At 51.3% G+C, this 25532-nt stretch carries 24 protein-coding genes and 1 tRNA gene; 3 read left to right on the plus strand and 22 right to left on the minus strand.

Features of this window, described 5'->3' with window-relative positions; all coding sequences use genetic code 11:
* Positions 1-203: 203 nt before the first annotated feature.
* From LC093_RS06165 to LC093_RS06190, 6 genes are all read right to left on the minus strand, one after another.
* Entirely contained in the window at positions 204-1100 is an 897-nt protein-coding gene (locus LC093_RS06165) for a hypothetical protein (protein ID WP_226663264.1), read from the minus strand.
* A gap of 467 nt (positions 1101-1567) precedes the next feature.
* Positions 1568-2017 carry a hypothetical protein gene (locus LC093_RS06170; protein ID WP_226663266.1) on the minus strand — a complete coding sequence of 150 codons (450 nt, stop codon included), beginning with the start codon at positions 2015-2017 and terminating at the stop codon, positions 1568-1570.
* A gap of 45 nt (positions 2018-2062) precedes the next feature.
* Entirely contained in the window at positions 2063-2794 is a 732-nt protein-coding gene (locus tag LC093_RS06175) for a hypothetical protein (protein WP_226663269.1), read from the minus strand.
* A 1168-nt stretch (positions 2795-3962) separates the two neighbouring features.
* The gene (locus LC093_RS06180) at positions 3963-4943 is read right to left on the minus strand and encodes a HipA domain-containing protein (RefSeq protein WP_226663271.1); all 981 of its coding nucleotides are present in this window, start codon (positions 4941-4943) and stop codon (positions 3963-3965) included.
* Positions 4903-5265 (minus strand): HipA N-terminal domain-containing protein, encoded by a 363-nt coding sequence (locus LC093_RS06185; protein WP_226663272.1) that lies wholly within the window; start codon positions 5263-5265, stop codon positions 4903-4905. The genes LC093_RS06180 and LC093_RS06185 overlap by 41 nt, the downstream gene beginning before the upstream one ends.
* Complete coding sequence (locus tag LC093_RS06190; protein WP_226663274.1) at positions 5238-5723, minus strand: hypothetical protein; 486 nt, start codon at positions 5721-5723, stop codon at positions 5238-5240. The genes LC093_RS06185 and LC093_RS06190 overlap by 28 nt, the downstream gene beginning before the upstream one ends.
* Before the next feature lie 714 nt (positions 5724-6437).
* Between LC093_RS06190 and LC093_RS06195 the strand changes: the two genes are divergently transcribed.
* A complete protein-coding gene (locus LC093_RS06195) occupies positions 6438-7589 on the plus strand; it encodes a hypothetical protein (RefSeq protein ID WP_226663276.1) in 1152 nt (383 codons plus the stop codon).
* A 42-nt stretch (positions 7590-7631) separates the two neighbouring features.
* On the opposite strand, the gene LC093_RS06200 is transcribed toward LC093_RS06195, so the two are convergent.
* The 4 genes from LC093_RS06200 to LC093_RS06215 all read right to left on the minus strand — a co-directional run bounded on the left by LC093_RS06200 (position 7632) and on the right by LC093_RS06215 (position 11249).
* Positions 7632-8870, minus strand: coding sequence for a tyrosine-type recombinase/integrase (locus LC093_RS06200; protein ID WP_226663277.1), 1239 nt, complete (start codon positions 8868-8870; stop codon positions 7632-7634).
* A 364-nt stretch (positions 8871-9234) separates the two neighbouring features.
* Entirely contained in the window at positions 9235-9702 is a 468-nt protein-coding gene (locus LC093_RS06205; RefSeq protein WP_226663279.1) for a hypothetical protein, read from the minus strand.
* A gap of 417 nt (positions 9703-10119) precedes the next feature.
* The gene (locus LC093_RS06210) at positions 10120-10689 is read right to left on the minus strand and encodes a hypothetical protein (protein ID WP_226663281.1); all 570 of its coding nucleotides are present in this window, start codon (positions 10687-10689) and stop codon (positions 10120-10122) included.
* The gene (locus LC093_RS06215; RefSeq protein ID WP_226663282.1) at positions 10686-11249 is read right to left on the minus strand and encodes a recombinase family protein; all 564 of its coding nucleotides are present in this window, start codon (positions 11247-11249) and stop codon (positions 10686-10688) included. Before LC093_RS06215 ends, LC093_RS06210 begins: the two co-directional genes overlap by 4 nt.
* Positions 11250-11603: 354 nt before the next feature.
* Here LC093_RS06215 and LC093_RS06220 point away from each other — a divergent pair, with 354 nt between their 5' ends.
* A complete protein-coding gene (locus LC093_RS06220; protein WP_226663284.1) occupies positions 11604-12128 on the plus strand; it encodes a hypothetical protein in 525 nt (174 codons plus the stop codon).
* A gap of 85 nt (positions 12129-12213) precedes the next feature.
* Here LC093_RS06220 and LC093_RS20435 read toward each other — a convergent pair whose 3' ends face one another.
* The 8 genes from LC093_RS20435 to rlmE all read right to left on the minus strand — a co-directional run bounded on the left by LC093_RS20435 (position 12214) and on the right by rlmE (position 20558).
* Positions 12214-13836: a DUF6538 domain-containing protein gene (locus LC093_RS20435; RefSeq protein WP_226663285.1), complete on the minus strand. Its 1623-nt coding sequence runs from the start codon at positions 13834-13836 to the stop codon at positions 12214-12216.
* 142 nt (positions 13837-13978) lie between these two features.
* Positions 13979-14064 (minus strand) — tRNA-Leu (locus tag LC093_RS06230).
* A 32-nt stretch (positions 14065-14096) separates the two neighbouring features.
* On the minus strand, positions 14097-14534 hold the full coding sequence (gene secG, locus LC093_RS06235) for a preprotein translocase subunit SecG (RefSeq protein WP_226663287.1): 438 nt from the start codon (positions 14532-14534) through the stop codon (positions 14097-14099).
* Positions 14535-14593: 59 nt separating this feature from the next.
* Positions 14594-15334 carry a triose-phosphate isomerase gene (gene tpiA, locus LC093_RS06240; protein ID WP_226663288.1) on the minus strand — a complete coding sequence of 247 codons (741 nt, stop codon included), beginning with the start codon at positions 15332-15334 and terminating at the stop codon, positions 14594-14596.
* A 134-nt stretch (positions 15335-15468) separates the two neighbouring features.
* Positions 15469-16815 (minus strand): phosphoglucosamine mutase, encoded by a 1347-nt coding sequence (glmM, locus tag LC093_RS06245; RefSeq protein WP_226663290.1) that lies wholly within the window; start codon positions 16813-16815, stop codon positions 15469-15471.
* A 37-nt stretch (positions 16816-16852) separates the two neighbouring features.
* Positions 16853-17722 (minus strand): dihydropteroate synthase, encoded by an 870-nt coding sequence (gene folP, locus LC093_RS06250; RefSeq protein WP_226663292.1) that lies wholly within the window; start codon positions 17720-17722, stop codon positions 16853-16855.
* A gap of 118 nt (positions 17723-17840) precedes the next feature.
* Positions 17841-19757, minus strand: coding sequence for an ATP-dependent zinc metalloprotease FtsH (ftsH, locus tag LC093_RS06255; RefSeq protein WP_226663293.1), 1917 nt, complete (start codon positions 19755-19757; stop codon positions 17841-17843).
* 180 nt (positions 19758-19937) lie between these two features.
* The gene (gene rlmE, locus LC093_RS06260; protein WP_226663295.1) at positions 19938-20558 is read right to left on the minus strand and encodes a 23S rRNA (uridine(2552)-2'-O)-methyltransferase RlmE; all 621 of its coding nucleotides are present in this window, start codon (positions 20556-20558) and stop codon (positions 19938-19940) included.
* Between the two features lie 216 nt (positions 20559-20774).
* Here rlmE and yhbY point away from each other — a divergent pair, with 216 nt between their 5' ends.
* On the plus strand, positions 20775-21077 hold the full coding sequence (gene yhbY / locus LC093_RS06265) for a ribosome assembly RNA-binding protein YhbY (protein WP_226663297.1): 303 nt from the start codon (positions 20775-20777) through the stop codon (positions 21075-21077).
* A 104-nt stretch (positions 21078-21181) separates the two neighbouring features.
* Here the strand turns inward: yhbY and LC093_RS06270 are convergent, their stop codons facing one another.
* The 4 genes from LC093_RS06270 to pntB form a co-directional block, all read right to left on the minus strand.
* Positions 21182-21955 carry a rhamnogalacturonan acetylesterase gene (locus LC093_RS06270; RefSeq protein WP_226663298.1) on the minus strand — a complete coding sequence of 258 codons (774 nt, stop codon included), beginning with the start codon at positions 21953-21955 and terminating at the stop codon, positions 21182-21184.
* 47 nt (positions 21956-22002) lie between these two features.
* Positions 22003-22392 (minus strand): hypothetical protein, encoded by a 390-nt coding sequence (locus LC093_RS06275; protein ID WP_226663300.1) that lies wholly within the window; start codon positions 22390-22392, stop codon positions 22003-22005.
* Between the two features lie 4 nt (positions 22393-22396).
* Positions 22397-24013 (minus strand): S41 family peptidase, encoded by a 1617-nt coding sequence (locus tag LC093_RS06280; protein ID WP_226663301.1) that lies wholly within the window; start codon positions 24011-24013, stop codon positions 22397-22399.
* A 113-nt stretch (positions 24014-24126) separates the two neighbouring features.
* Positions 24127-25524, minus strand: coding sequence for a Re/Si-specific NAD(P)(+) transhydrogenase subunit beta (gene pntB / locus LC093_RS06285; RefSeq protein WP_226663303.1), 1398 nt, complete (start codon positions 25522-25524; stop codon positions 24127-24129).
* Positions 25525-25532: the final 8 nt, after the last annotated feature.

Here is a 25532-nt window from a genome sequence, read left to right on the forward strand (position 1 = left end):
AATTAACGAGCCACGAGCACTTCGAATAGCCGATAAAAACCAGATACGTTCAGAATTTCAAACTTGACAAGCATGTATGAGACTCCAGCTCCCAGTCTGAAAGCAGTGACAGCTGACAGGTAGGCTTTCACCTGCCTGCCAGCCTATTCCAAATTAATATAGCTTGCTCGTCGGCCATTAATATTGAATTAAAATAAAATTTTTTAATTTCCGTAACCTGGACCTTGCTCTCGAATCGAGTGCATATCAATACCAGCCGTTGTAGCTATCATTTCAGTAAAGTAGTAGTAGATATCTATAGGACACGGACAGTAAGCATTCGCTGCCACCTCTCGACCAACAAGAGCTCGGACGTCCCGATCCGAAGATTGGCTATTTAGTATTGGAACGCCATCCAGATAAATTTCATCATCAAAACTATCGTCATTAAACTCTAACTCCAACCTTTGCGAGTAAAATCGAGCGGGCGTCAAAACTTTCCTACCAGGAAGATCATCACTATAACGAGAAATCAGTCTTCTTATTTCTCTAACTGCATTAACTTCCCGCTCATCAAGTAAACCTTCTCTGCCATCTCGCCCAATTTTATTTACATCCTTTAGTAATGGGCTAATCAAATCGATTAGCTCATCAAATTCTTTCTCATTTATATAGTCAGTAGGGATATAGAATGTTAGATCGCCCCTACTGTTCGGTTCTGGTTCACTGATGTAATCGGATGAATTCAAAAAATACCTAAGAAATGGTCTAGACACCCGACCTAAATCCCGCTTTACATCAAAAGCGATCTTCGCGTCAGAGCACGACCAAATTGGGTATGAGAGTGATATTCGCTGAATATTGTCTATCGGCATTGATGAACAGAAGACGTCGAATGTCGACCCCATTAACTCATTCAAAATTCGATTGAACTCACAACTTATATGAGAGCGAGGAAAATACGGTAGTCTTCTCTCAAAATCTTCATATGTCTCAAAGCTATGTGCTTTCGCATACGCTAATCGAACATCTCTTAATTTGATGTGAGGATTGAAATCTACGAGGTTAGAGTGAATATCATCAACTATTGATGCCAGGTGTTGAGTGCTTTGGATGAACATAACATCTCCAGGAATTGCTAGGTAAAAGTTCTGTCAAACGACACCGACAATTCTCCACATTCCCCTAAAAAGCTAAACACTCGCCCTATATTGATAATTTTTCGAAATCCAGAAATTCGATAACCAAATAATATACCCGACAAAACAGATTAAATATTGATCAATCCACAGGCGAATAAACTTGCCTTAATTTTCAAGATGAGATATGAGAATTGCCCCTGGCTTCACTTTAACCCCAGGCATCCCGCTGATAGCACTTCAATTCAGGCTATCGACCTGTGCGTTTAGGTAAAATTGAACTCAACCAGCTCACCAATTAGCTGAATGTTTGGCCGCTCAATCACTATATTTCGATCCTGCCACCAAAGCTCAAAACCTCCGCGTCCATTGCTTGTAATGACACCAAGTAGAAATCTCTGATCAATTATCGCCGCTCCCATAAAGCTCCCATACGCACGGCAATATCCTCAACGAATTACGACACATTCACCTTTATCCACGACATCACTACTCAAACTACTAGTCGCCTCAAATATAAATAGATCGCGAGACTCTATCGTTGCCTCTTGGATGAGGATATTGGCAAGGCGCACGCTGCGATAAAGTAAATTATTGGCGTTGCGAATAGCGAGAAACTCTTCCAAGCTATCGGACAACAAATAATCACGAATTACAGATTCCGGAACACTCAAAATGTCCACACACTGGTTGCTTGCCGAATCGTTAATTATAGAACCTTCCGAGCACTCTGTAGCCTGGCAAAACCGATGTAACGCAAATCCTTTTGGGGGCAGCTGATCTCGGAACCACTTGTCAACCAAACCTGCAGGCACTCCACAAAGGTGGGCGATATCTTCAACCGATAGTCCATACTGAGCTGCCCGAATTTGCATTCTCATTCCAGTAGTTGTAGCCATGCCTTCCACCATTTATATGTAACTCAGCGCAAATCAGGAGATCCATCAATGAGAAAACCTGTCGCACTCCGCGCTGATAAAATTCTGATCTTGCAGGGTAACCCGCGAATTTGAAATCATGCGCTCCAGTACATTGGTTACTAACGCGCCTTGAAGCTGAACTACCCTCCCCAGAATGCAGTACTCTGACGCTTCGATCGACTGCCAGTGACCATTCATGAGGATGTCATAATTTTTTGTATAAGTGCGTCTGACGACACCCACTGAAATTGATCCATTCATAGCAACAATTCCCAAAAAGGTTCCCCAAAATTCACAGAATCCGCGCTGCACTATGATCAACTCGCTGCAATTAACAAATGCTCGATTTGTCACGGATTCAATTTTAAGTATAAAGAATTTAGCACCTGATACATTTCCCACTTGCTTAGCCAATGGGTCTGTTAGGAAAGCTCCCTTGACCACGGGAAAGTCCATGAAGTATTCATCGTCAATGCCAGGAATGTAGGTTCTTCGGGTGTATAGCAACAGCTCCGACTCGGTTACCACTTGCAGCTGGTAAAAATCGGCTGAGCACTGCCTGCCCAAGATGTAATCTTCAGAGCAATGCGCCATTTGGCAGAATTTTGAAAGCGCATAGTCCGAAGGTAACTCAGAACTTTCGTACCATTTATAGACGCTAGTTACAGAGGCCATGCACTCGTCAGCGATCCGGGTTACGTCTAGACCATACATGGCGGCCGCCATGCGTATTCTTTCTCCTACGGTGAAATCCATACCTATTCCTCGGCTCAATCCATATAAAGTAGATTTACGCGACCATCTCGTTTACTGGAGTATTTATACCGGAAGGAGTAGTGCGCATATCAAAATGCGCAACTAATGCATTTAGAGTTTCACCTGACTTAAACGGCGTATATTCTGGTAAATTCCTATTGCCCTGAACAATAAGGTACGATCTAAATCATTGGTTTAGTCGCTAGAGTCTTCCGTGTTTGACAATGCCAAAAAATGATTCTTCTAATGGATTTACAACCACGTATAAACCAACCGCACCAACTTTAGATCCTGCAATCACCGTACTTCTAAATTCTTTTACCTCCTTACCATCGAACGTAGTAAATTCAAAACCAAGTCAAAGAAAATTAGTACAGCCTGCAGGTATGGGCGTAGAACTCAAAAAATCGAGGGTGATCCTCAAAATTCAAGATTAACCCCATGATGAAACGTACGGAATGACTTATTGCTAAACCCGTGTTCGGTGGCATACCCAGCTTAATGGGAATTTTCAATAAATCCGAAATTATAATAAACCGAAATCACTGGATGATCGTATCGTTCTATTCGTTTCGTTTCGATTCCGAAGGATATGGCTAGTTCAGAGGGAGGTACTTACAGAAGATAATACAAGAGGGTTGACACTGCTTTCGAGAACGTCATACTGGCGATAAATATTCAAGATAATCTATACGTGCTAATTATGTTAACTCGACGTTTGAATATCAAAAGATTTCTGCCGTTGCCAGATAGATTGGGATGGAATTATAGAAAGCCCAAAGAAATTTTTGAACGGTGCTAGTGTGTGTGGTTCCCGGGCTGATTTCAGAGGAAATGCGTTACTTCAATCAGTACCGAAGCTTATTTAAGCATTCGAATGCTTGTGCCCACCTCCAAGATTCAATAGTAAAAACTTCTAGACAAAGATTCGTTTTCAATAGGAGTGTTTGGAGAGATTGAACTTTAGGGAAAACCTAATTATCGCGTTAATGAGCCAACAACCTTTTTAGTAGAACCAAGCAGGGTGTTTATCTACCCTCCGCGAGGTGCAGTCAGCGTGGATACCAATGGGAGTTTTCGATGCTCTATCCGCACATGAGCAAGGCACAATAAATTTCTTTATTGCTGAAAATATATCGAACTATCCCAACGATATTTCTTCCATTTTTTATTCAGTTCGATATGTCTTGGCCGGATCAATTGTCGTCAATGCACGCAGGCGTCTATCTAAGGTTTCCGCAAAGAGAGATTTTGTTTTTTTGGGCAGCATCGAATGTTCAATAAGTTTGCGTGCTTTATCGTGTTTTCCAACGAGAGCTTCAATGAATGATAAGGCCGCTTCATACTCCAGCCCCACCTCAGTACAAAGCACCAAAAAGTCGTAGCCCAGAGGGTAACCATATAGATGATCATACTCCCGATCATCTGCGAATAGATCAAGCGCAAGAAAATCAGGCAGGTCATAGACATCTGTATTGATGGCATCATAGATTGGCGTTAGCTCCCCACCTTCATGGGGGAAAATGCTAATATTTTTCAGGTGGAAGTCACTGTTACCGAGGTAATACATCAGAATCAACCGGTGCAGTAAATGCTGAGCAGGTCTTGGACCAAAGTGTTGCATTAAAAAATCTAAGCAGGCTTGATAGGAAAGCCCGTATTTTGCGTCTTCGTCAGTATTGACGATACCCATTGCACCTTGCAGGTCCTCCTGGTGCCGCTTATCCCCGTTGGTTACGTCCCGATCATAGCGTCGGGTGACGTAGCAGTTAGCTACTCCAGTGCGATATGGCACCAAGCCGCAGGCAGCGACACTGGGGTCATGTAGCCTGCAGAGTTCCATGGTCAGGTGCTCCACTTCTGTCAACCGCGGGTAATCTCTGGGAGTGGGTTTCGCAATGTAGGAAGACCCCTCTGCAGCCAACTCCAACTGCCCGTCTATTATCACTAGGCCAATTTTTTGCTGCACTCCGGATATGGAGAACCGCTTGGAACGTAAAACCTTTCTGGCCTCCACTCCAAACTCGCTTTCTTTAATTGGCAGTCTGGGTGAGCCCTTCAAACCAGGGAAAAGGCGCTTAATGCAAACCTTGTGGAAAGGAGGGCCATCAGTTTTTTTCAGTGCCTTCAAGCAAATGTTGCAGTTCATGATTCCGCTCTATAGTTATCGCGCCCGGCAGATCTAATCCATTCCTAATAAGCAGTGCCAGCCGATCACTCTTATTCACCTTGGCGGCGTTACTTTGTTGCTCCAGCAACCACCCTTCTGCCACTAAGTTGTCGAAATAAGCAAAGAGTTCCATGGCGCGATAGGGTTCGCCGATGACGGGAAGGCTGAAACTGACAGGGGGACCATCAGAGGCAACGTGATCAGGCAAATACCGAAAGTTGTACTCCCCTGCTCCATCCCGAGTCAGCAGGGCACAGGCCACTCCATATAGACTTACCGTTGCGGCTTGTGGTCGAAACATAGCTCGAGTCCTGCAACACTGGCCACTTTGAGTATGACATCAAGGGTCGGATTACCCTCCCCCCCTAGAAGAGCCTCCACAGTCTTCCGATGACACCCTGACTTTCTGGCGACCTCAGAAATACTGGCTCCCTGGGTACGAAACGACTCGCGCAGTGTATCTGCAAGCTGCCTCGATGTTCGCACCGGTAGCACTGCCCTCGCCGGTCGCTTTTCCTGCTTACCCAGCCACTGGTCAATGGCCTTCAGCCCAACCATGGTGGTTAAATGAGCTTCAACAGTACTGCCGTAGCCGGCCCTAGCCTTAACGGCCGCGGCAGCACGAGATTTCGCCTTTTCAAGCTGCAGTGGTGATGCCACGGTGGCCCGGAACTTCTTGAGCTGCGCTTCCAGTTCTCGGCGCGTCTTGCTTGGGTTTCTGGACTTTTTTCCACCCTGAGAGCTTTGTTGCTGTCTCATAACTACCACCCTCTTGATACATTCAACACCAATATGGATATTATAATATCCATTTCAAATCATGCAAACTATGCTTGAAGGGCAGATCACATCCAGAGACAAAAGCAGGTAGGCCTCAGTTCAATTTCTGCACAGCCAATGTATATCAACATTGACCATTCCGGCCTAGTAGTTGGGCATAACCATGTTTGGCTTCGTGCTTGTAGAGTGCCATAAATCGGGACAGGTTGGGGGCTCGATCTACCTGGGCGGCCCTTCAGTGGCGGTTGAGCAACCAAAAACTGTTGATTGCCCCCGGCGCATCTGTACCGGTGCTGCCTGTCCTAGCAGAGGCTCATTTTAGGGCGGGCTTGCTGACGGCCCTGTGCGGAATGGTCTCCATCGAGTACTGGCGAAGTCGGTCAGAATTCCATTTAGGTATCCCACGCTCAACTGTGAGGGAATCCTGTTCAGCGGGTCTCGCAGGCATGGGAAAGTTATCCCGGCGGAAAATGAGATATAGTTTTCGTCGACGGCACATATGGAGTGAATAGATTGGCTGTACGGAGATCTGCAGATAACGAACTAAGGTATGGCATTGATGCGCATTCGGGGGAGTTACGCGCTGTCAAAGATGTCCCGAATGGAAAGGCTTGCGATTGTAAGTGTCCTGGGTGTGGGCGCTCTTTAGTCGCCTGCCACCCAGAAAACATAAAGCCCTATTTCCGACACTACGTGGGGAGCGATACGGACGGAAATAGTGAGTGCACTAACCCCAAAGGGGCTAGAGAAACCATCATCCATTTGCTGACCAAGGCCGTACTTCTCAAACTGACCTCTTTTTATCTCCCCGAAAAACTTGTTGGAGTTGGGGAGTATAGGGGCCACTTAATAAAGGACTTTGAAGTTCAGCCCTCAGAGGAATGGATGGTCACCAATGGACGGGAGGAGGACCGCAGCATTCACAGTAGGTTTGTGCCAGACGTCATTTTCGATACGCCTAAAGGGCCTCTAATTATTGAGGTTCTGTATTCCCACAAAGTAGATGATGGTAAACGCCTATTGCTTTCGGAGCTAGGCTTCTATGCTGTTGAGCTCGACGTGAGCAAACTACATCCTGATGAAGTTGGCCTAACTCCAATCACTCAGCGATTGTACGACCCACGATACTGTACCTGGATTTCGTACCCGCTATCGCGGCACGACCAAGCTAACCTTGAAGCTTGGCGAGTGAATGAAACCAAAAGAATCGATGAATTGGCTTTTCAGGAACAAAAAGAGAAGGAGCGGCAAGAGTGCCAGCAGAAAGCGATTGAGCAAAGCAGGCTAGAGCTGATTGAACAAGCCAAAATCCTCAAGGAGAGGAGACGTCGTCAACAAAAGGCCGAAGACAGGGCTGCCTTACAAGATGACTACAAAGAGATTATTAAACGGTACTTCAAAAGTGCTGGAGCCATCTATGACCTCAAACCTATCGGGGCTTCAGAGCAAAACAACATTAAAGTTGCATTGAGAGTACTTTGCTCGGAGTTGGATAATGCATTTCCTGACGGGGCGCCTTTAGATCTAGGGCAACGACTTAGAAATGAAGTGAAACGTCAGGTAAAGGAAAGAAAAGCGTTTATCAAAAATACTCGGCTAGAATCGGCCGCTTCACTATATATCTTTGAGAACATGGACCAGGAATTCGCGGAATTAGTTGCCCTGGATTGGAGGGGTGACACCATTGAGGTTCCGGGGCGCTCAAACGATGGTGTTGCCTACTTGAATCAGAAAATTCCAGAAAAAATTAAGAAATTTCTCCAAGGACATGTCGATCAGTTGGGACTGGTGAAAGCGCGAAGCGACAACTGGCCCTACAAAACGTTGAATCGCACTCCCTTATAAACCTAGAAACACGGCATAAAGTCGACGCTAAAAATCCTACTCCTAATAATCTACCGGCCGGTACCTGAATTTTCTTCGTAAAGCTGCTAATCCTCCATCATTTTTTAGCGCATCAAGATAGTCGGCCCATACCTGCATCATGTGGCGCCGCTGCTCAATATGGGCTGTTCGATTGTATGCCCTACCCAGCGCATCTTGAACGCTATGGGCCAGTTGGTGTTCGATCCACGCTACCGGAAACCCGAGCTCTTCATCCAGGAGTGTACGTGCCATCGCCCGGAATCCATGCGGTGTTATGGCATCATTTTCGTACCCCATAGCCCTGAGGGCGGTACGAACCGCATTTTCTGACATTGGGCGAGATGCGCTCCGCATTGAAGGAAATATGTATCGGCCCGAGCCGGTAAGTTTTTCCAGGTCAGTCAAAATCCTTTTAGACTGACTAGTGAGTGGAATGATGTGCGGCGTTCCCATTTTCATTCGCTCACCCGGAATCTCAATACGGTCGGCCTGCCAGTTAACATCAGCCCACTCCAAGTGCCGGAGCTCCCCTGGACGGCAGAAAAAGAGCGGAGTCAACTTTAATGCAACTTCGACAACGAGCGATCCCTGATATGAATCGATTTTGCGAAGCAAATCAGCCACCTCTTCTGGGTCTGTGATCGCAGCAAAATGCTGAACTTTTGGCTTTTTAAGAGCATTGGATAGTGCGCTAGTCGGGTCGCTTTTGACGAGGCCAGTTATAACGGCAAACTGGAAGATCTGGCTGGCTACACGGCGAGTACGCTGAGCTAGCTCATAGTGTCCGCGCTCTTCTATCCGGCGCAAAGCCTGGAGTACATCTATCGGCTCAATCGTATTGATTGCCCGATGGCCAAGGTAGGGGAAAAGGTCTCGCTCTAATGCCCGCCAGGTGCGACTGCGATGACTGGTTGATTTGTCCGCCATTCGCACGTCAAACCAGTCCTGACCTACCTCCTGGAAACTCGGTCCTGTAGGAACACCAGGTTCAATAGCCTTCCCCGTCTTTTGCAGCATCGGGTCAATATTCTGGCGAAGAAGTGATTTGGCATCATCTCTCGCAAGACGAGCAATCTTGAGGGACACCTCAGGGAACACCCCCAACGCGAGCATTTTCTCGCGGCCCTCGAACCGATACTTCATGCGCCAGTATTTTCGGCCGGTTTTTGTGACCTGCAAATAGAGGTTTTGACCGTCGGATAGCCGATAGTCGCGATCTTTGGGCTCTGCGGTAAGGACTTGTCGGAAGGTGAGAGGCAACGGGGGCTCCGAGGCAGTTTGGGGGTATCGCCAAGAATAGGCGATCGATACCCCCATTTGTACCCCCAAAGTGGACTGGATTGCACCAGATACCCCCAGATTTTGGCGGACGACGCCGGACACCCCCAGAAACGCGAAAGCCCCGCAGGGCGGGGCTTTCAGGACGATTCCGGACGTTACCGGATCTTTGTATGGTGCCCAGGGCGGGACTTGAACCCGCACGGCCCCAGAAGGGCTCCCAGAGCGTCTCAGAGCGCCTAGGGCGCTCCGGCCACCATCCATATGTCTTCAGATACCCACCAAAGTGTCACACCTCAGTGACAGCTTGATTGTTGTAAGGCGCGGATACTGCCGGAGGGTGAGGCTAATTGCCAGCCTCTCGAAGTTGGCTCCAAAGGGTTTTCGTCTCTCTTTTCAGGTCTTGGCTGATGAAAGTATGCCCCCCCAGGTAGCCCGGATTGTAGAACATGTAGTTCAGCCACCCGCGATCAATCGGGTATTTCTGCTCACTGCCCTTTGGCGTATACGTAGAGCTAATCAATACTGCCCGGCTTGCCCCTCTCCCGGGGTACTCAGCGGCGACCTCACGAGTAATTTCTCTTTCTAGGGCCTTAACCAAATCCGGGCCAGCAGAAACAGGCAACGAGATAGCACCGTGAAAATGCGGGCTCACCCGCGGCCTATCTTCGTAATTTTTTTCCCCGAATCGCTTTTCCTTCATACCCTTTGTGTCGTGCGTTACGAGATAGAACAACACAGGAGTGTCAGGATTTCCGATAACCCGCCGCACAGCTTTGACAATTCTGTCTCTTACTGCCGGCCACAGATCCATTTCACCTCCCTCGAATCGGGCCGAGAGCGATGCCTCATACACTGGAGATAGGTTGATATTCAGTTGGTGAGGTATAAACCCTTGCCGACTGAGGATCACCTCATGGGCCGCGAAGATTTGCTGCTTCGGAGAGGAATTTCTCCAAGTTGGTACGTTCTGCTTAGGTAGTAGTAGATCACTATTAACTACCAGAAAACGACGCCTTATGAGCGCAAGCCGCACAGCTATTGGGCTGCGGGTGTATTTGGGGGGGCGACTTTTTCGGGAAATTGTCGGCTTAACCTCAGACGACACGTTAAGAACCTTATATGTAGAAACTGAAAATTGGCCACAAAATAAACAACAACCCCACCCAAATCAAACCTTAATTTTCTAAGGGTATGACAGATGGGGGAGCTATCTGGGCTCTGTTTGGGGTCAATGAAGCTCTACTACCTCATCTTCCTCGATGGACTCGCCACCGCGAAGCAGGACATCCTCCTCTCTCTGTTGAGCTCTGAGTAACCGGCAGTCATCTTCAGTCATTACTCTGAGAGGGAGTATCTCTAGATCCTCTTCTGCGACGGAATCAGAAGTATCAATCTTGACCGAGCTACGCATTGCATCTGCCGTGAGCTTGATGCTGTTCGCGTACGAATTCAGCGCCCGGAAGGCTTGCCTTGCATCCTCTGGGGTATCAATAGCCAGCTTATCCGCTGCCTCATGAAGCTTCTCCCGGAGCCTTTCACAGTGAAGCCTGGTATCAATCAGAATTGCCGCGGCGGTCTCTTGAATGGCCTCATCCTGACTGATCTCCGCCCTTAACTCTCGCCGAGCTTCCGCGATGATCTCCTCGCTTACTACTCCTCTAGAGGCTTTGAAGCGTGAGCACACCCGCTTCACACTGGCAGTAGAGCGGCCGGTACGCTCCCCAATCACGGGATAGGTATACCCAGCCTCCCTCATGGCCACTATTTGGGCTTCTTCCACAGGGGTTAGCTTCTTCAATCAGTTTCCTCGCTTGCTAGGTACTTGTAGAGCGTGCTTACACCAATTTTCAGTTGCTTAGCCACACTCTCTTTCGATTGGCCTTGCTCTATCAGGAGCTTGGCCGTTCGGATGGTTGCAGGATCAACAGGCTTCCGGCCCTTGTACTTCCCTTCGGCTTTCGCCCTCTCGATCCCGATTAGCTGTCTCTCCCGGAGCTGCTCTCGTTCCATCTTTGCGAGCCCAGCCATAACGGTGAGGATCATCTCCCCGGCTGGGCTGGTGACGTCCATGCCACCTAACTGGTCGATAACCAAATGCACACCAGCTGCTTTGAGCTCTTCAGTCACAGCCAGAACTTCCTGTGTGTTCCGCCCAATTCGAGAGACCTCCTTAACTATTAAGGTGTCACCACGCTTGAGGCGGCTCAGGAGCTCCTTGAACTTGGGACGATCCGTTGTTGTGCCTGTGAACTTCTCTTGAACAGCCAGATCGTGAGGGTACTTCTCCGCTAGGTATGCAGACTGCTGGTCGGCGTTCTGCTCTTCTGTGCTCACCCGGGCGTAGATGTACTTAGTCACGGCCATTCTCTATATAAGTTCTTAGACGTTAATAGAATACCCTCTACAAACACCAATAACAACCCTAAATAGAAAGAGAATGCGATTCTCTCTAGGGGATACCCCACAGAGAAGGAAATTCGAAGTTAGTGCCGCATTCAGCCAGAACTATTGAGCGATGGCGGATATTTCATTATCCAAAGAGACTATGTACGATAGGTAATTGAGACGCCCATCTCATAATTAATGTGATCGACTACAAAATAATCTCATTCGAAGCTTAAAAGTAAGCGATCGGCTAAAAATAAATCCAGTCGTTCAACAAGTAAACTCAACGGCTCTTAACAGCTAAAAAATATATTTTGGGGTTTTAAAATGAAAAAAGTAATTGCAGCTATCTCGGTTCTGGGGTTAGTTGGCTGCGCGTCTACCGGGGGTGGGAAAACCTTTCAACTAACAAGTCAATTTGACGCGAACGAAGTCTCCTGGAGCGAAGGTAAAGGGACTGCCACCATCTCTGGGCAATCCTTTGTTCAGACACGCGGTGGGCAGCCACGGACTTGTGCGGGAAGGCCTGTAAACTTAGTACCAGTCTCTGCGTATGCGGAAGAAAGAATTCGCATACTTTATGGCAATACATACCAAGGCTATAACTCTGCATTTACTGGAGTAAAAGCCAAATTTGTCCCTGATGTCTTTGAATTCCGATCAACTATTAGAAATGCCACTTGCGACGCTCAGGGTAATTTTGAATTTTCCGGGATACCTGCTGGTGACTACTTCGTTATCTCCAGCATTACTTGGGTTGTGGACAATCCATTTATTCCGCAAGGTGGCACAATGATGAAAAAAGTTTCCATTGCGGAAGGCGAATCTACCCGAGCAATACTTACACCTTGATCGATTCCCCTGACAAACCAATTGTCCCTATCAGAGGGACAATTGGTAGCACGGTTCTAAGCGATCCACGTCTGTTTATCTCAACCTAGCCCAACCTCTTCGGGTGTTCCCATCCGACGCCCTCAATAACCAGTAACTCTACCGCTTCCTTCATCTGCTCAATTGTCGCAGCTTCATCTAAGTAGTCTTTTGATGAGCCGAGACTAGGCTCATGTCCGACAATACACTGAATGGTAGGTATATCGACGCCAGCCTTCCGAAGATGATTAATAATCACCCTCCGCAAGCCATGGAAGACCTTTTCCTTTCCATACTCATCCATTGGCCTAGACAAAACCTTGTGAGTATTTTTTAAAGCAGTCCAATACCTACTTACCGTGCCGCCCTTTTTTCCACCTTTTTTACTCAACCCTGGCCACATACTCGTATTCCCACTCTTCGCAACCCGGTCTCTATACTCCAATAAACCGTTATTCAGAAGCTCTGAATGCAAAGGAACCCGGCGCATCCCCGCCTTTGTTTTGACACTCCTATCCTCTGTTTTATATATGACGAAATACCAGATACCTGACCCTTCATCCTGATATATATCTTCAACATACAGATGAGCCACTTCATTTTGGCGAGCACCCGAGTAGAGTGCTATTCTTGGTATCCAAAACTCCCAAGCATTCCTAATGAGAGTCTCCGGCAAGTTGAACCATTCCCTAAGATCTCTCGGAGTTGGAGTTGGGTAGCTGCGCGAATCCCTCTCGATTTGTATACTTGCCAGCCAATTCTTACGAATATATTCATTATCTTCCAAAAACCTGAAAAAACCTTTTAGCGTATCAACCCTCTGAGACACAGTTGAAGCAGATATCTTCGGGGCACCTTTGGGAATATCTTTAAGTGGCACACCAGGGAAGCATTTATTGCGGTTTTTGGGCCACGCTAATAAGCCATCGACAATTTGATTGATATGCGCTTTTTCAACCACTGAAGCAGCCGGGTCAACCCCCATAATCTCAAGCACATCCTTAAATTGGGCGTCATATTCCTTCAGCTTACTAAGCTGGGATTCTGTTTTATCTTTCCATTTCAAGGTTCGGATTTTGTGCTCCCGATATTCCCGCCAACACTGAGACAAAAGGGGACTCTCCGGGGGCGTAAAATTATCAACACTACTAGACTTAGCGATAACCTCTACTAGCTCCGGGTACTCAAGCTCAACTTCTTTGTCGAGCCTTCTGAATCTGAGGGTTTCCTCAGCGGCTTTCGATTTATCAAGTTGGTACTTAGCATCAGCCAGCTTTTGCTCTTCCGCCTGAATACAGGTATCAATCGAGGTGATTTTTGAATCCACGTCTCTGATTAACTCTAAGAACTCACCTGAGGGCTCGAACTCCGGATCTCTTAGCAATGCAATCTGCTCAGGGGTTAATCGGCGATCCTGCTCACGGCGCTGCTTAGTGAGCAGACTAATACGCCCTTTGGCCGCCATAGCTTTGCCTTGAAATTTACTCTTTGCACTCATCTCATCAAAAACCTCTTGATAGATGGCCGCCCACCGCCTTGCCCGCTTAATCGCAGTGGCTCGACGGTATGTCTGTAAAGACTTCCGGATGAACTTTCTATTGTTGAAACTGGCTGATAATTGTACAGGAATGGAAATGCGAAAGAGATAGGCGCCGTGGCGGTCTTTGGCGAGATAGGTAGGTGCAGCCACAAATTCCTCCGGATGAATACTCACCGAAGTGTCACACCTTTCAGGGCCTGAAAATGAAAACACCCCCAAGGTTTCCCTTGGGGGTGTCTGAAAACGCTCCTGAGGCGGCCTGTAGGGCTTTCTCAGCGCGTCCTTTTTAAGATGGTGCCCAGGGCGGGACTTGAACCCGCACGCGCATAGCGCACTACCCCCTCAAGATAGCGTGTCTACCAATTCCACCACCTGGGCAAAACTTTTCAGTTTTGATTTAGCCTTTCGGCTTACTGAGGTTGCTCCTCAGTTTGCTCTTCGCTGTCAGCTTCCGGCATTTCAGCCTGAGGAGCTTCTTCAGCAGAAGGAAGTTCACTTGCGGCCGGAGCCTGCTCCTGAACTTCAGGAATATCGCTTTCAGTTGCTGCCGGTGCTTCACCGCGCTGTTCAACTGCTGCCGGGATGCTCGGCAGATCTGCATCTACGTTCGCTTCGTTTTTGTTGCTGGCGAGGATGGCCAGGCCGAAGCTGGTGACGAAGAATACTGTCGCAAAAATTGCTGTCAAGCGGGAAAAGAAATTTCCGCTGCCCTGGCTACCAAAAACGGTCTGGGACGCACCCGAGCCGAAGGAGGCACCAGCTTCTGCACCCTTGCCCTGCTGAATCAGGATCAGGCCAATGATAGCCAAGGCTGTCAGAATGTGAACCACTAAAACCAGTTTTTCCATTGTCCAGAAAACCTGCTGTGTTGGGACGCTGCCCGTTTAAGTTTTTGATCTGCCGCCGCTCAGTCAGCTGCGCAACAGATGCTTACGAATTCTTCTGCTTTTAACGACGCGCCACCAACCAGTGCCCCGTCAATATCCTGCTGCGCAAACAACTCGACTGCGTTATCAGCCTTAACACTGCCCCCGTAAAGGATCTGTGTGCTGACACCAGCTTCACCGAGCTGCTCCCGGATAAACCGGTGTACTTCCTGCGCCTGTTCCGGCGTGGCAGTTTTACCCGTGCCGATCGCCCAAACTGGTTCGTAGGCAACCACCGTATCCTGCCACGGGCTCTCGAGTCCGAGGGAGGTGATCGCGGCGAGTTGCTCGGCAACCACTGCCAGGGTTTTCCCGGCCTCGCGCTGTTCCAGCGATTCACCGATACACAGTACCGGAATCAACCCGCTGGCCTTGGCCGCGGCAAACTTCTCCGCTACCAGCTCATTGCTCTCACCGTACAGGCTACGACGCTCTGAGTGGCCGACAAGTACATAACTTGCACCGCAATCGAGAAGCATCTCCGCAGACACTTCACCGGTAAAGGCACCGCTTACCTGCTCGCTCAGGTTCTGAGCCCCGAGGGCTACACCTTCCCCCACCGCATCGCCTACCAATGACAGATAGGGAAAGGGTGGGCAGATAAGAACCTGCGCGGAGCAATTACTCGACGCGAAACCCTTTTCAAGTTCAGCCAGCAGTTGCCGCGCGAACGCTTGCGTGCCGTGCATTTTCCAATTGGCTGCTACCAGGGGTGTGCGCATCAGTGCTCCTCCAAGGGGCGCAAATCTTAGCGACATTGCCGGCAACATACAACCGGAATTTCGCACTATTTATCGAAATATCAATAACTTCCGATCGCCCGCCAGACCCGGCCTGACAGACGAGCGGAATTCTCTCAGCGGTTGCCGACGCGTTCAACCACCTTGGCAATTCCCGCAGCCAGATGCTCGACCAGGACTGCGTCCTTGCCCTCGACCATAACGCGAATCAGAGGCTCGGTTCCAGATGGGCGCAACAACACTCGCCCATTGTCGGCCAGCTCACGTTCTGCCTCAGCGACCGAGGCCTGCACGTCACCATCTTCAAGGACACCTTCACGGCTTGCAAGACGAACATTGATCATATGCTGCGGCAGCATCTGCATGCGCTGGGTAAGCTGATCGAGTGACTCGCCAAAATCGCTGACGGCCCGCAGGACCTGCAGCGCAGAGATAATCCCGTCGCCAGTGGTGGTGACGTCAGTGCACACAATATGCCCCGAAGACTCACCGCCCAGGGTCCAGCCATTGGCATGCATCATTTCCAGCACATAGCGGTCACCCACTTTGGCCCGGCCAAACGGGATTTTGCGTTCGCGCAGGGCCAGTTCGAAGCCGTAGTTGCTCATCTGGGTGCCGACAACGCCACTGCAGCCGCCGAGGAACTGCTGGCGGTGGATGGCGATCAAAAACAGCAATTGGTCTCCATCGACCAGTGCCCCGTGGCGATCAACAAACATCACCCGGTCGCCATCACCATCAAAAGCAATACCGAGATCCGCACCCTGCTCTACGACCGCTTTCTGCAGTTGCTCCGGTTTGGTAGAGCCGCAATCCAGATTGATATTAAGACCATCCGGCTGGATGCCGATGGCATGAATTTCAGCGCCCAGCTCCCGGAACACTTTCGGTGCAATGTGGTAGGTCGCGCCATTGGAGCAATCGAGAACGATTTTCAGCCCTTCCAGCGAATAGCGCCAGGGGGTACTGGCCTTACAGAATTCAATATACCGGCCAACCGCATCATCAATGCGCCACGCCTTACCGAGATCCTTCGCTGTCGTCATCGGCAGATCCAGCGCTGCCTCGATTTCAAGTTCAACCTGATCAGGCAGCTTGCTGCCGTCGGCACTGAAAAACTTGATGCCATTGTCCTGGTACGGGTTGTGGGAGGCACTGATCACGATACCGGCCTGGGCGTGGAATGTTCGCGTGAGATAGGCAATTGCCGGTGTCGGCATCGGCCCCAGCAACCCCACGTCCACACCGGCGTTGATCAAACCAGCTTCCAGGGCCGCCTCGAACATGTAGCCGGATACGCGGGTGTCTTTACCGATCAGGATACGGCTGCGGCCACCAGAGCGGTTACCCGCGCCAAGTACCTTGCCCGCTGCATAGCCCAGGCGCAGCATGAAATCAGGAGTGATGACCCCCTCTCCAACCTGACCACGGATACCATCGGTACCAAAGTATTTTCTCGTCATGACCACTTCGCCTTAACTCTACGAATTCAATTAACTGTTATTTTAACGTTTCAACCGGGACAGCTCCGGGAGCATCAACCAGTTGCTGCATACGCAATACGTCCACCGTCGCAGCGACATCATGTACACGGATAATATGCGAACCGCGCTGCGCCGACAGCATTGCCAGAGCCAGACTGCCCGGCAGTCGCTCATCTACCTCCCGGTTCAACAGACGACCGACCATGGATTTTCTCGACATGCCAACCAACAGCGGTACATCCGCCGGCGCCAAGTTACTGAGGTGACGCAACAATTCGAGGTTGTGGTCATCGTTTTTACCAAACCCAAAGCCCGGATCCAGCACCACCTGATTCTGCGGGATCCCCGCGGCGATGCACGCGCCCATCCGCTGCATCAAGTACTCCCGTACTTCGGCAACCACATTGCCGTATTCCGGCTGTGCCTGCATCGTGCCGGGCTCCCCCTGCATATGCATCACGCAAACAGGAAGGCCAGCTGCTGCAGCGGCTTCCAGTGCCCCATCCCGCGTCAGCGCCCGCACATCATTAATCAACCCGGCACCAGCAGCTGCTGACTCGCGCATTACTGCGGCAGTGCTTGTATCCACCGAAATCACGACGTCCAGGCGCCGGCTGATCGCCTCAACCATCGGTACAACACGATCCAGCTCCTGCTGCTCAGTAACGGGATCTGCACCAGGGCGCGTGGACTCGCCACCGATATCGATCAGAGTCGCACCTTCTGCGCACATCTGCTCCGCGCGCCGCAGGGCGATATCCAGGTTCAGGTTACCGCCCTGGTAATAGCTACCGCCATCGGAAAAGGAATCCGGTGTGGTATTGAGTATGCCCATCACCTGAGGGGTGGTGAGATCCAGGGTGGTCTTGCCGCAGACTAATTGCATTGGTCGGGTACTACTGAGTTGAATGGAAGTGCCTACCCGGCACGCAAAAGCGGGCTGTTAGCCCGCTCCTGAGGAGATCCCGAACGCAGAAGGGATCCGAAAGTTTATTTGAACCAAATCAGTGGCCGTTAACAGGACCACCTACCGGATTATCGCCATCTTTGGCCGCAGTGGGCTCTTCCGGCTGACCGGTGGAGCCATTGCCATCGCCCGATCCAAAGTCATTGTTATGCCAATCCTTCGGTGGACGCACCTTGCGACGAGCCATAAGGTCGTCAACCTGCTCCGCATCCAGGGTTTCATACTCCATCAGCGCATCTTTCATCGCCTCGAGAATATCCCGGTTGTCTTCCAGCAGCTTGGTCGCACGGGCATAGCAATCATCAATGATTCGACGCACTTCGGCATCAATCTCATTGGAGGTTTTACCGGAAATCGGGTTGCCGTGACCAGGCTGACCGCTTTCGTCTTCACCATAGTGCAGCGGGCCGAGCTTCTCGGACAGACCCCACTTGGTAACCATATTGCGGGCGATATCCGTAGCGCGCTCGATATCATTCGATGCACCGGTAGTCACGCCGTCGATCCCCAGGGTCATCTCTTCTGCGATACGTCCGCCGAACAGGGAGCACAGCTGGGATTCCAGCGCGCGCTTGGACAGGCTGTACTTGTCTTCTTCGGGCAGGAACTGGGTGACACCCAGTGCACGCCCGCGGGGAATAATGGTGACCTTGTGTACCGGATCATGTTCCGGCACCAGACGACCGATAATCGCATGACCGGCTTCGTGGTAAGCAGTATTGGTCTTTTCTTTCTCATTCATGACCATGGACTTGCGCTCGGCACCCATCATGATCTTGTCGCGGGCGCGCTCGAACTCTTCCATGGTAACCATGCGCTTGTTGGCGCGAGCTGCAAACAGCGCCGCTTCGTTGACCAGGTTCGCCAGGTCCGCACCGGAGAAACCGGGCGTACCACGGGCAATGGTCTGGGCATCCACGCGCTCGTCCAGAGGCACCTTGCGCATATGCACTTTCAGGATCTGTTCACGACCACGGATATCCGGCAGGCCGACAAATACCTGGCGGTCGAAACGACCCGGGCGCAGTAATGCGGCATCCAGTACGTCCGGACGGTTGGTTGCGGCGATTACAATCACGCCTTCGTTACCTTCAAAACCATCCATTTCCACCAGCAGCTGGTTCAGAGTCTGCTCGCGTTCGTCGTGACCACCGCCTACGCCAGCGCCACGATGGCGACCGACAGCGTCGATTTCGTCGATAAAGATGATGCAGGGCGCCTGTTTCTTGGCCTGCTCGAACATATCGCGTACCCGCGAGGCACCAACACCCACGAACATTTCCACAAAGTCGGAACCGGAAATAGAGAAGAAAGGCACCTTGGCCTCACCGGCAATTGCCTTGGCCAGCAGGGTTTTACCGGTACCGGGAGGGCCCGCCATCAGTACGCCGCGGGGAATGTTGCCGCCAAGACGCTGGAATTTGGAGGGATCGCGCAGGAATTCGACCAGTTCCTGAACGTCTTCTTTGGCTTCATCGACACCCGCCACATCGGCAAACGTGGTCTTGATCTGGTCTTCACCCAGCAGGCGTGCCTTGCTCTTGCCGAAGGCCATGGGGCCTGAACGGCCGCCAGCACCACCCTGCATCTGGCGCATAAAGAACATAAACACCGCAATGATGATGAGGATCGGGAAGCTCGCTACCAGCAGCTGTTGCCAGATGCTGGGGGATTCCGGCTCGCGACCATTGAACTTCACCCCGCCGCGCACCATCTCATTGGTCAATTCATCATCAATGATCTGGGGCTGAATGGTCTTGAAGTGGCTGCCGTCGGTCTTTTCACCGGTAATCACCAGTCCATCCACCAGCACACTCTTAATCTGGCCGGACTGTACATCCTGCACAAAAGACGAATAGCTGATGGACTCATCCCGGGATTGCGGCTTGAAGTTCTGGAAGACCATCAGCAGCACCGCAGCGATGATCAGCCACAACACCAAATTCTTTGCCATATCGTTCAAAGGGTTTGCCCTCTTGCCATTGCCTTAGCAGGTAAATCCGTTCCACCCAGTATAGGCGGCTCTTAACATCAGTTTCACCGACGCCAAATCGCGCCAGTTTGACCCAGAGGGTCACAATTCAGTTCTTGCATCCTTTTACCACAGCGGACGACTCGGCCCAAATCTGCGGCTTCAGCCCTTGAACCCTCGCGCCACCACATAGACCTCTCGGGAGCGCGGCCGGGATGCACCCGGTTTCCGGGTCACTACGGTCTGGTAATTGCTGCGGAGGTCCCGAATCAAGTCATCAAAGCCCTCGCCCTGGAACACTTTGGCAACAAATGCACCGCCAGGTTTCAGGATCTGGCGGGCCATATCCACGGCCAGCTCGACCAGGTACATGGAAGCGGGCTGGTCAACAGCACGTACTCCACTCATATTGGGGGCCATATCGGAAATCACAAGGTCGGCGCGATCTTCTCCCAGTTTTTCCAGAAGCTCATCAAACACGGCCTCTTCGGTGAAATCGCCCTGCACGAAATCGACACCGGCAAGCGCATCCATCGGCAGGATATCGGATGCCAGAACCCGGCCCTTGTGACCAACAAGTTCCATAGCCACCTGTGACCACCCCCCGGGCGCCGCGCCGAGATCCACCACAGTCATCCCGGGGCGGAACAGGCGGTCCTTTTCCTGCAGCTCGTGCAGTTTATAAGAGGCGCGGGAGCGGTAGCCATCCTTCTGGGATTGCTTGACGTAGGGGTCGTTAAAATGTTCTCGCAGCCAGCGGTGGCTGCTCTTAGATCGGGCCATCAGTTACAATACATCATTAATTGGGTTGGTCACGGGACTCGAGACATCCTTCTGGATGACTATGCAGTACCCGGGTGAGTGTAGCGACTGAGCAGACCGCTCACCTCATTCCGTGATCCGCCTGCTTTGCCGTTCAGCAAGCCCCGTGTTGTATACCAAACCGGAGCCTGCCCAATAATCCTACTGTGAATTCCTGCTGTAAGGATGGAGTATTGTATGCCTTTAACCGCCGACCGTAAAAAAGCCCTGCGCACACTCGGTCATAACCTGAAACCGATTGTGACCATTGGCGACAAAGGCCTCTCCGAGGGAGTCATGGAAGAACTCGAGCGCGCCCTCAATGACCACGAGCTGATCAAGGTCAAATTGGCCGTCAATGAGCGGGATGTTCGTAAGGAGCTGATCGCTGAACTGTGCAAGGCAAGCGGCGCAGAGCTGGTTCAGGAGATCGGCAAAATCGCCCTGATCCTGCGCAAAGCGGAAAAACCCAACGCGCGCCTGTCCAACCTGTTGCGCTGACCCGCTGAGGCCGATAGCGGGCCTGGCCGCCAGGCAATCGCAGTCCTCGCTATTCGGACTGAACATAACGGGTCTTCAGCCTCAGGCTGAAGACCCGTTTTCTTTTAATACTTGAGAGCCAGGTGCTTTTCGTCCGGTGTACGCAGGCGCTTGACCAGCGGGTGATCGAGTTTGCGCAGTTCTGCCAGTACCAGCTGGGCCACTTCCCGCGCCCCGAGTTGATTCAGGTGGGTGTCGTCACGTACACCCACCGGGTAATTCGGGTGTAGGCCCGGCGCTATGTGCATAAAGCGCAATGCGGACGCCTTATCCCCCATCGCCTGGAAGTACTCCCGGGTAACGACTTCCATATCGATGAACAGCACCTTCTCTTTCGCAGCGACTTCGCGCACCAGCGGTGCATAGGGGTGGGTGTGTTTGATCTTGTCTTTACTTTCGAAATAGCGACGAGTGATCGGCGACATCAGTATTGGTTCTGCACCGGCACTCCGCACATCACTGATAAAACGAGACAGGTTGCTTTTGTACTGACCGGGCGCGGTATAGCGGTCCTTTTTTCGCTCTGATTCGTCGTTGTGACCGAACTGGATGAAAACGTAATCACCAGCCTTCAGCTGCTGCATGATGCCTGCCCAGCGCTTTTCTTCAATAAACGTGCGGGTACTGCGGCCATTTTTGGCCCGGTTATCCACCTTGACACTGTCGTCAAAAAAGTAGGCAAACGGCACACCCCAGCCAGTTTCCGGGTAGTCCTTGACCTCTTTGATCGCCATGGTGGAGTCACCAGCCATGAAGACGTTCGTCACCGGCTCAGCTCCCGCCACGGAAGCTGCCAAAAGGCCAGCCGTAAACAACAGGCTCTGTGTAAAAACTCTCATCACCAACTCTCTTTCGAATATCAAATGGACCGTTCGGGCGGTCCAATTTATTTTTCAGGTATGCACTTGATACTTTCAAGATGCCAGCGCTGCCCGTCTTCATTCCGGACCAGCCAACAGTCGCCGCCCCTGGAAACCAGCGTAAAGCTTTTTGGTTTGCCAAGATCCCGGCCGCTCAGCAACCGCTGAGAAGAGTCGGCCAATCGCCCCTGTTCAAGTATCATCAGGCTGCTTTCCCTGAACGCGCTATCGGCAATCGTGACGGGCGCACCATTGTTAGCCTCCACCAGAGCCCGCTGCAATTCCGCGCGAGCCTCCGGGGTCGCACCTGTAATCAGAGCCGGCACTTCCTGTTCATTTGCACTCAGGGAACCGCAAGCGGTCAAGGCAACAGATAACCCCGTTAATGTAACGATCTTCCCAATGTTTTTTTTCAAGACGTTACCTCACATAGATACGGTTTTCGCGCCAGGCGTTTTTGACGACCTTACCATCAGTCGACAGGCGACTGACTGTAGCTGTCCGCGAGACGCTACTCGCGTAAAAGCCGGAACACGATCCACTGTTGATGTAATTCAGAGCCGTGGCAAAGCGGGCCTCACTAACATCTCCCAGCGCATAGCCAAAGTCATCGCCGACCGGGCAACCGGTAATCTCTACACCGGCGTCGCCAGAGCCATTGGGTGTAAAACCATCAGCGTAATCGCCAAACCCTTTGTCATTGACACCCTGGAACTGAATACTGAAATAGGTCGTACCACAGTTGTCTTCGGGGTAGAAACCGTAGGGCTTGCCACAAGTAGTACCACCAATTTGTACGACTTCCACATCAATACCGCGCAGGCTATTGATAATCGATTCACTGGCCGAGCAGGTATTTGAACCGGTAATCACAAATACCCTGGTGAGATCCAGTGTTGGCAGTGGCTCGCCCCCTGCTGCAGAAAAACCGAGGGTTTCATTGTAGAAGGGTGCTGGAACGAGTGCTTCTCCGGTTACCGGATTGGTTTCAGGGTGCTGATCATTGAACTGAAGCGACTCAAATATCCTACCTGCCGTCGCTGTCTCGCCGGCAATCATGTAGGAAAGCTGGCTGGCAATCGCGAGATAGCCACCGCCGTTGTACCTGAGGTCCAGTACCAGTTCATCAATACCCTGACTTTCAAGATACGATACATTCTCCACCAGCGCCTTTTCTGCCGTCGCGATATGGTCATTAAAAAGCATATAACCGACTTTTTGCCCCATAGCGCCGTCGACCACTTTGACATTCTGTACCGGGTCGGAAATCACCACGCCTGCGGTCAGCGTTAGCGATACTTCGGTATTATCGGGATAGCGGAATACAAAGTTATGAGCTTCGCCCTCACCGGAGGGGAATAGACCCGCATTCAGCGCATTCACGCCGGCCTCCGTATTGACGTCGATATCGTATCCGTCAATTTCCAGGATTTCCGCCCCCCTTGGAGGCAGTCCTGCAGCGTCTTCCTGTGCGGTGTAGGCAACCACCGCTTTCCTCGGTGGAGTCGCACTGAGCAAGCTCCATTGCAGACCGTAGCCTACGGATGCGCCAGACTGGGATTGTGCAATCCACTCGTCTGTCGGCACGGCGAAGTGAAACTGGTCTTTCGGCGTACCCGACATGGTCAGCGCGGTGCTTTTCAGCAGGTCAAAATAATCTTCAGTACTGTACCCTTCCGGGTCTCTGTCCTCGATCTCGCTGTACCAGAGATACAGATCGTTACTCCAGCTGCGCAGCCAGTAATTTTCGTCCAGCGTGCTTCCTTTGACATCCGCATAAGTCGCATTGGTAGAAGGGTCGATACCTGTACGAGGTGACTCGCAGCGATTGGCGAACGTCTCTGCAGGAAGGAAAACACCCGCTTCCCAGGTGGTATCGTTGCTATCTCCGCTCCCTATACCATCGCCAATCAGGTTCGACTGGGAAGACGAAGAAGAACCACCGCCGCCACCGCAAGCACTTAATGCGGAGAGACAGAAAACAAAAGCCGGGGTGTAAAACGCACGGAATGTGCCATTGGATATGATTGCTTGCATCTCGGGATCTTTCTTATTAGTGGGTACGCAAGCGTCAAAGAGTACCACTGACGGAACTGCCGGGCGAGCCTGTCACGCCCGGCAGTGGTTCTATCGAAAAGTCCCGCCCCTGATCAAGCCGGAGTCAGCTTGCCCAGTACGGCCTGCAGGCTATCTTTCGCATCACCAAAGAGCATGCGCGAGTTTTCCTTATAGAACAGCGGGTTGGCAACACCGGCATATCCCGAAGCCATGGAGCGCTTGAGCACCACCACTTTGCCAGCCTTCCACACTTCCAGTACCGGCATACCTGCAATCGGAGAGCCGGGCTTTTCCACCGCATCCGGGTTTACGGTGTCATTAGCTCCGATGACCAGAACCAGGTCCGTTTCCGGGAAATCCTCATTGATTTCTTCCATCTCCAGAACGATGTCATAGGGCACATTGGCCTCTGCCAACAGCACATTCATGTGCCCGGGCAAGCGGCCGGCGACCGGGTGGATGCCAAAACGTACCGTCTTGCCAGCCTTGCGCAGCTTTTCGGTGAGATCGCTCACGGCCTGCTGGGCGTGTGCCACGGCCATGCCAAAGCCCGGTACGATCACGATGCTACTGGCATTATTGAGATCATCCGCAAGCTCCTCATGACTGGTGGCAACAGCCTCGCCCTCCACTTCACCATCAGCGGCCGCTTCACCGCCGTCGGAACCGAAACCACCCAGGATGACACTGACAAAGGAACGGTTCATACCTCGGCACATGATGTAGCTGAGGATGGCACCGGAGGAACCTACCAATGCACCGATTACGATCAGCAAGTCATTACTCAGCATGAATCCGGTTGCCGCCGCAGCCCAACCTGAATAGCTGTTGAGCATTGAAATCACTACCGGCATATCCGCACCGCCGATTGCCGCGATCAGGTGGATACCGAGTAGCAGTGCGATGGAAGTCATCACCAGCAGGTTGATGATGGTCGCAGGGCTTACATCAGCGGTAATGAACTGCGCTCCCAGTACTACACAGATGAGGATTGCGATCAGGTTCAGCCAGTGGCGTGCGGGCAGCATCAGCGGCTTGCCAGAGATCAGCCCCTGCAGTTTGCCAAACGCCACAATGGAACCCGTCAGGGTAATGGCACCGATGAACACACCGATATAAATTTCGCTGTTGTGGATAACATGGGCGGCACCTTCCAGATCCACACGGGGATCCAGGTAGCCGCCCCAGCCGATCAGTACCGCAGCCAGGCCCACAAAGCTGTGCAACAGAGCCACCAATTGCGGCATCGCGGTCATTTCAACCTTGCGAGCCAGATGAATCCCGATGGCGGCACCAACCGCCATCGCAATACCCACCAACAGATAGGCCCCGGAAGCAATACCGGCAATTGTGGCAATGATGGCAACCGTCATCCCTACCATGCCGTAAACATTGCCGCGACGCGCGGTTTCGTGACTGGAAAGTCCACCGAGGCTCAGAATGAACATCACCGCGGAGAACAGATAAGCCATGGAAATTACACTATTCATGTCTGTTT

Source organism: Microbulbifer aggregans (assembly GCF_020524005.1).
Lineage (GTDB): Bacteria > Pseudomonadota > Gammaproteobacteria > Pseudomonadales > Cellvibrionaceae > Microbulbifer > Microbulbifer aggregans_A.

Coding starts and splice junctions, on each gene's coding strand:
- rlmE (WP_226663295.1), bottom strand. CDS start 20,558: ATGGCCCGATCTAAGAGCAGCCACCGCTGGCTGCGAGAACATTTTAAC.
- LC093_RS06205 (WP_226663279.1), bottom strand. CDS start 9,702: ATGGATCTGTGGCCGGCAGTAAGAGACAGAATTGTCAAAGCTGTGCGG.
- tpiA (WP_226663288.1), bottom strand. CDS start 15,334: ATGCGCACACCCCTGGTAGCAGCCAATTGGAAAATGCACGGCACGCAA.
- ftsH (WP_226663293.1), bottom strand. CDS start 19,757: ATGGCAAAGAATTTGGTGTTGTGGCTGATCATCGCTGCGGTGCTGCTG.
- folP (WP_226663292.1), bottom strand. CDS start 17,722: ATGCAATTAGTCTGCGGCAAGACCACCCTGGATCTCACCACCCCTCAG.
- LC093_RS06270 (WP_226663298.1), bottom strand. CDS start 21,955: ATGAGAGTTTTTACACAGAGCCTGTTGTTTACGGCTGGCCTTTTGGCA.
- LC093_RS06165 (WP_226663264.1), bottom strand. CDS start 1,100: ATGTTCATCCAAAGCACTCAACACCTGGCATCAATAGTTGATGATATT.
- LC093_RS06190 (WP_226663274.1), bottom strand. CDS start 5,723: ATGAGACAGCAACAAAGCTCTCAGGGTGGAAAAAAGTCCAGAAACCCA.
- LC093_RS06220 (WP_226663284.1), top strand. CDS start 11,604: ATGAAAAAAGTAATTGCAGCTATCTCGGTTCTGGGGTTAGTTGGCTGC.
- LC093_RS06280 (WP_226663301.1), bottom strand. CDS start 24,013: ATGCAAGCAATCATATCCAATGGCACATTCCGTGCGTTTTACACCCCG.
- LC093_RS06170 (WP_226663266.1), bottom strand. CDS start 2,017: ATGGCTACAACTACTGGAATGAGAATGCAAATTCGGGCAGCTCAGTAT.
- secG (WP_226663287.1), bottom strand. CDS start 14,534: ATGGAAAAACTGGTTTTAGTGGTTCACATTCTGACAGCCTTGGCTATC.
- pntB (WP_226663303.1), bottom strand. CDS start 25,524: ATGAATAGTGTAATTTCCATGGCTTATCTGTTCTCCGCGGTGATGTTC.
- yhbY (WP_226663297.1), top strand. CDS start 20,775: ATGCCTTTAACCGCCGACCGTAAAAAAGCCCTGCGCACACTCGGTCAT.
- glmM (WP_226663290.1), bottom strand. CDS start 16,815: ATGACGAGAAAATACTTTGGTACCGATGGTATCCGTGGTCAGGTTGGA.
- LC093_RS06185 (WP_226663272.1), bottom strand. CDS start 5,265: ATGTTTCGACCACAAGCCGCAACGGTAAGTCTATATGGAGTGGCCTGT.
- LC093_RS06175 (WP_226663269.1), bottom strand. CDS start 2,794: ATGGATTTCACCGTAGGAGAAAGAATACGCATGGCGGCCGCCATGTAT.
- LC093_RS06180 (WP_226663271.1), bottom strand. CDS start 4,943: ATGAACTGCAACATTTGCTTGAAGGCACTGAAAAAAACTGATGGCCCT.